This is a genomic window from Streptomyces purpurogeneiscleroticus (assembly GCF_020024005.1).
GTDB classification, from domain to species: domain Bacteria; phylum Actinomycetota; class Actinomycetes; order Streptomycetales; family Streptomycetaceae; genus Streptomyces; species Streptomyces purpurogeneiscleroticus.
Map to the genome: position 1 here is coordinate 1 of NZ_NHSG01000311.1, position 3,420 is coordinate 3,420.

A 3,420-nucleotide genomic window follows, 5' to 3' on the forward strand; every position below is an offset into this window, starting at 1 on the left:
CCCGGAGCCGCACCCTACGGCCAGCAGCAGGACCGTGGCCGCCGCGGCGGCCTTCCACACGTTCGTGTTGCGCATCCGGTTCTCTCCCGTCGCACACGGCGTCAGACACAGGCTCCGAGCGTCGCCAGTATCCGGATCAAGGCGGTGTTCCACCAGTGCGCGTCGGGACACGATCAGGCCAAGTCGGCACGTACACCCCGGACTTCGGGCCGGCGCGTCGGCCCGCCGAGGCAACGCGGTCCCTCGGCCCGGTACGCGAGCGGCCCCTCAGCCCGGTACGGGATACGCGTCGCCGGCGTCCCAGGCAAGGCGTACGGGGGTGTCGGCGCGGGCCGGCAGCGCGGGCCCGGAGGTGTTCAGCCGGAGTACGGTCAGCCGGTCGCCGCCCTCGTCGAGCCGGACGCGGAAACGGGTGTGCGGGCCGGCGTGTGCGATGTCGGTGATCCGGCCGGTCACCGACCGCTCCCCCGGGCTCCCCGCCGCGGCACCGTCCCGCTCGTCGAATGGCGTGATCCGTATGCGTTCGGGGCGGATGCTGTACATGCCCGGGCGGCCCGTCAGTCGCTGTGCCGCCGCGCCGCGCACCAGGTTCGTCACGCCCACGAATCCGGCGACGAAGGCGGTGGCAGGGCGGTCGTAGATCTCCAGGGGCGGGCCGGTCTGCGCGATGCGGCCGCCGTCGAGTACGGCGAGCCGGTCGCTCATCGTCAGCGCCTCCTCCTGGTCGTGGGTGACCAGGAGGAAGGTGATGCCGGTGGTGCGCTGGATCTGTTTGAGCTCGGTCTGCATCTCCTGGCGGAGCTTGAGGTCCAGGGCGCCGAGCGGCTCGTCCAGGAGAAGCAGCCCGGGGCGGTCGACGAGGGCGCGGGCGAGCGCGACGCGTTGCCGCTGACCGCCGGAGAGCTGTGCCGGGCGCCGGTCGCCGTAGTCCTCCAGCCGTACGGTGGCGAGCGCCTCGCGTGCCCGGGCCCGGCGTTCGCCCTTGCGGACGCCGGCGACGCGCAGCGCGTAACCGACGTTCTGCTCGACCGTCATGTGCGGGAAGAGGGCGTAGTCCTGGAAGACGGTGTGCACGTCGCGGCGGTGCGGGGGCAGGGCGGTGACGTCGCGACCGGCCAGTTCGACGCGGCCGGAGGTGGGGCGTTCGAAGCCGGCGATGAGGCGCAGGAGGGTCGACTTGCCGGAACCCGAGGGGCCGAGGAGGGAGAAGAACTCGCCTTCCTGGATGGCGAGTTCGGCGTGGTCGACGGCGCGTACGGTGCCGAAGTCCTTGGTGAGGGCGGTCAGGCGGACCGCCGTCGCGGGCGGCGCGGGCCTCGTGCCCGGCACGTTGTCCTCTGCCATGCGGTCTCCTCCCCGGTGGGCGGCTTGATCGCGCCGGGTGACTGTACCGGGGCGGGAGGCGCCGCGTCACGAGTGCGGGGCGCCCTTCGGGCGCAGCCCGCCGCCGGTTCCGGCCCGTCGGGCGCCGCATTCTCGCGATGCCGTCGAAGGGTGCGTGAACACCGCGTGAACCCTGCTGCGCGAGGGGCGGGAGGGAGGCATGCTGTCCGCGTGCCTGCCTGGACGGACCAGCTCCGATTCGCCTACCAGCCCGTCGTGAACCTCACGACCGGTTCCGTCGCCGCGCTGGAGATACTGGCCCGCCCCGAGCACGGGGACGTGCTCACCCAGGCCCGCCGTTCCCCCCGCATCGACGTCGAACTGGCCGCGCTCGCGGTGCGGCACGCCACGCAGCGCGAGACGCTGCTGCCGCTGCAGGTGAACCTCTTCGCCACCACGGCCGCGGAGATGCCGGAGCTGACCGCGCTGCGCGCGGCGGTGCGTGCGGTGGGGCGACGGCCGTGCGAGATCACCCTGGATCTGACCGGGCCGTACACGCACGTACCGGCCCGCGCGCTGCTGGAGGCGGTGGCGGGCCTGCGCGCCGACGGCTTCCGGATCTGCGTGGACGGGGTGGGCGACGGGGACATCCCGCTGCGGCTGTTGGGCGACCTGACGCCGGACGTGATCAAGCTGGATGCCTCACTCTGTACGGACCTGGACGCCCGGCCCGGGCGCGCGGCGGTGGTGCGGATGGTGCGGCAGCTCTGCGACGAGCTGGGCGGGCTGCTGGCGGTGGAGGGGGTGGAGACCGAGCGGAGTTACGCGGCGGTGCTGCGGGCCGGCGCGCAGCTCGCCCAGGGGCACCTCTTCGCACCGCCCGCGCGGCGGCCCACGGCCGAGGTCTTCGTGCCGGCACAGGCGGCGTCGGCGCCCGGGCCGAGCGGGCCCCGGGCTGCCTCCGCGCCGGGGACGAGCGCAGACCGGGCCCCGTCTCCGTCCCCCGTCGTGCCCGCCGGCGGCCAAGCCGGGCCGCCCGTCGGGCAGTTTCTGCAGCCGGCCGCGTTGCTGCCGGTGAGCGCGTCGGCGGAGGAGGTGCGGCGTCGGCTCACGGGGCTGCCGGACGTCTCCGGGGTGCTGTTGGTGGATGCGGACGGCGTTCCCGTACGGGCGGTGGACCGGGACCGGTTCCTGCTGTCGCTGTCCGGGCGGTACGGGCACGCGCTGTACGCGGACCGGCCGGCACTGCGGCTGGGTGACCGGCCGCGTACGGTCGGCGCGGGCGCGACCGCGTGGGAGGTGCTGGACGTCATCGCGGACGGCGACCGGGACCGTACGGGGGACGACGTGGCGGTGGTCGACGAGCAGGGGCGGTGCATCGGGGTGGTGCATCTGGCGGACATCCTGCGGGCGCTGGCGGAGAGCCGGGTGGAGGAGGCCGCGCGGCTCAATCCGCTGACCCGGCTGCCGGGTTCCGACGCGGTCAACAGCGAGGTGGACCGGCGGCTCGGGCAGGGGCGGGCCGTCGCCCTGAGCTGGCTGGACGTGGACGGGTTCAAGCAGGTCAACGATGGCGCCGGGTTCGCGGCGGGGGACGAGCTGATCCGTACGGTGGGCGCGGCGCTGGCCCGGGCGGCGCGCGACGACGCGGCCTGCCGGGTGGGGCACATCGGGGGCGACGACTTCCTCGTACTGACCGATCCTGAGGGGCTGGAGGCGATCGCCGCGGCCGTGCTGGACGTGCCGTGGTCGGCGGGCGGGCGTCCCGTGACGCTGTCGCTGGCGACGGTGGTGTGCCCGGCCGGCGCGGTCGCCGGGCACGCGGAAGCGGCTGCCGCGCTCGCCCCGCTCAAGAAGACGGCGAAGGGGCTGGCCGGCGCGAGCTGGGTGCTGAGCCGGCACGGTACGGCCCACCACGAGGTGCGCCGGGGCCGGATGCCCCGCCCGATGCCGAGCCCGGGTCCCGGCCCGACGCCGAGCCCGACATCCGGCCCGACGCCGAGCCCGGCATCCGGCCGGACGCCCAGCCCGGCCCCCAGCCCGGCACCCGGCCCGGCGTCCGGTCCGACGACCGCCACGTACGCCACCGGCCCCGAG

Annotated in this window: 2 protein-coding genes; one reads left to right on the forward strand and one right to left on the reverse strand. The window is 75.3% G+C overall.

The window, feature by feature from the left end:
* Positions 1-267: 267 nt before the first annotated feature.
* Positions 268-1,344, reverse strand: coding sequence for an ABC transporter ATP-binding protein (locus CCS38_RS20085; protein WP_223734688.1), 1,077 nt, complete (start codon positions 1,342-1,344; stop codon positions 268-270).
* Between the two features lie 210 nt (positions 1,345-1,554).
* Here CCS38_RS20085 and CCS38_RS20090 point away from each other — a divergent pair.
* Positions 1,555-3,420, forward strand: a 1,866-nt coding sequence (locus tag CCS38_RS20090; protein WP_223734689.1) for a GGDEF domain-containing protein, incomplete at its 3' end; no start/stop codon positions are given.

Bases quoted from the DNA above. Each gene is read 5' to 3' on its own strand.
- CCS38_RS20085 (WP_223734688.1), bottom strand. From the start codon at position 1,344: ATGGCAGAGGACAACGTGCCGGGCACGAGGCCCGCGCCGCCCGCGACG.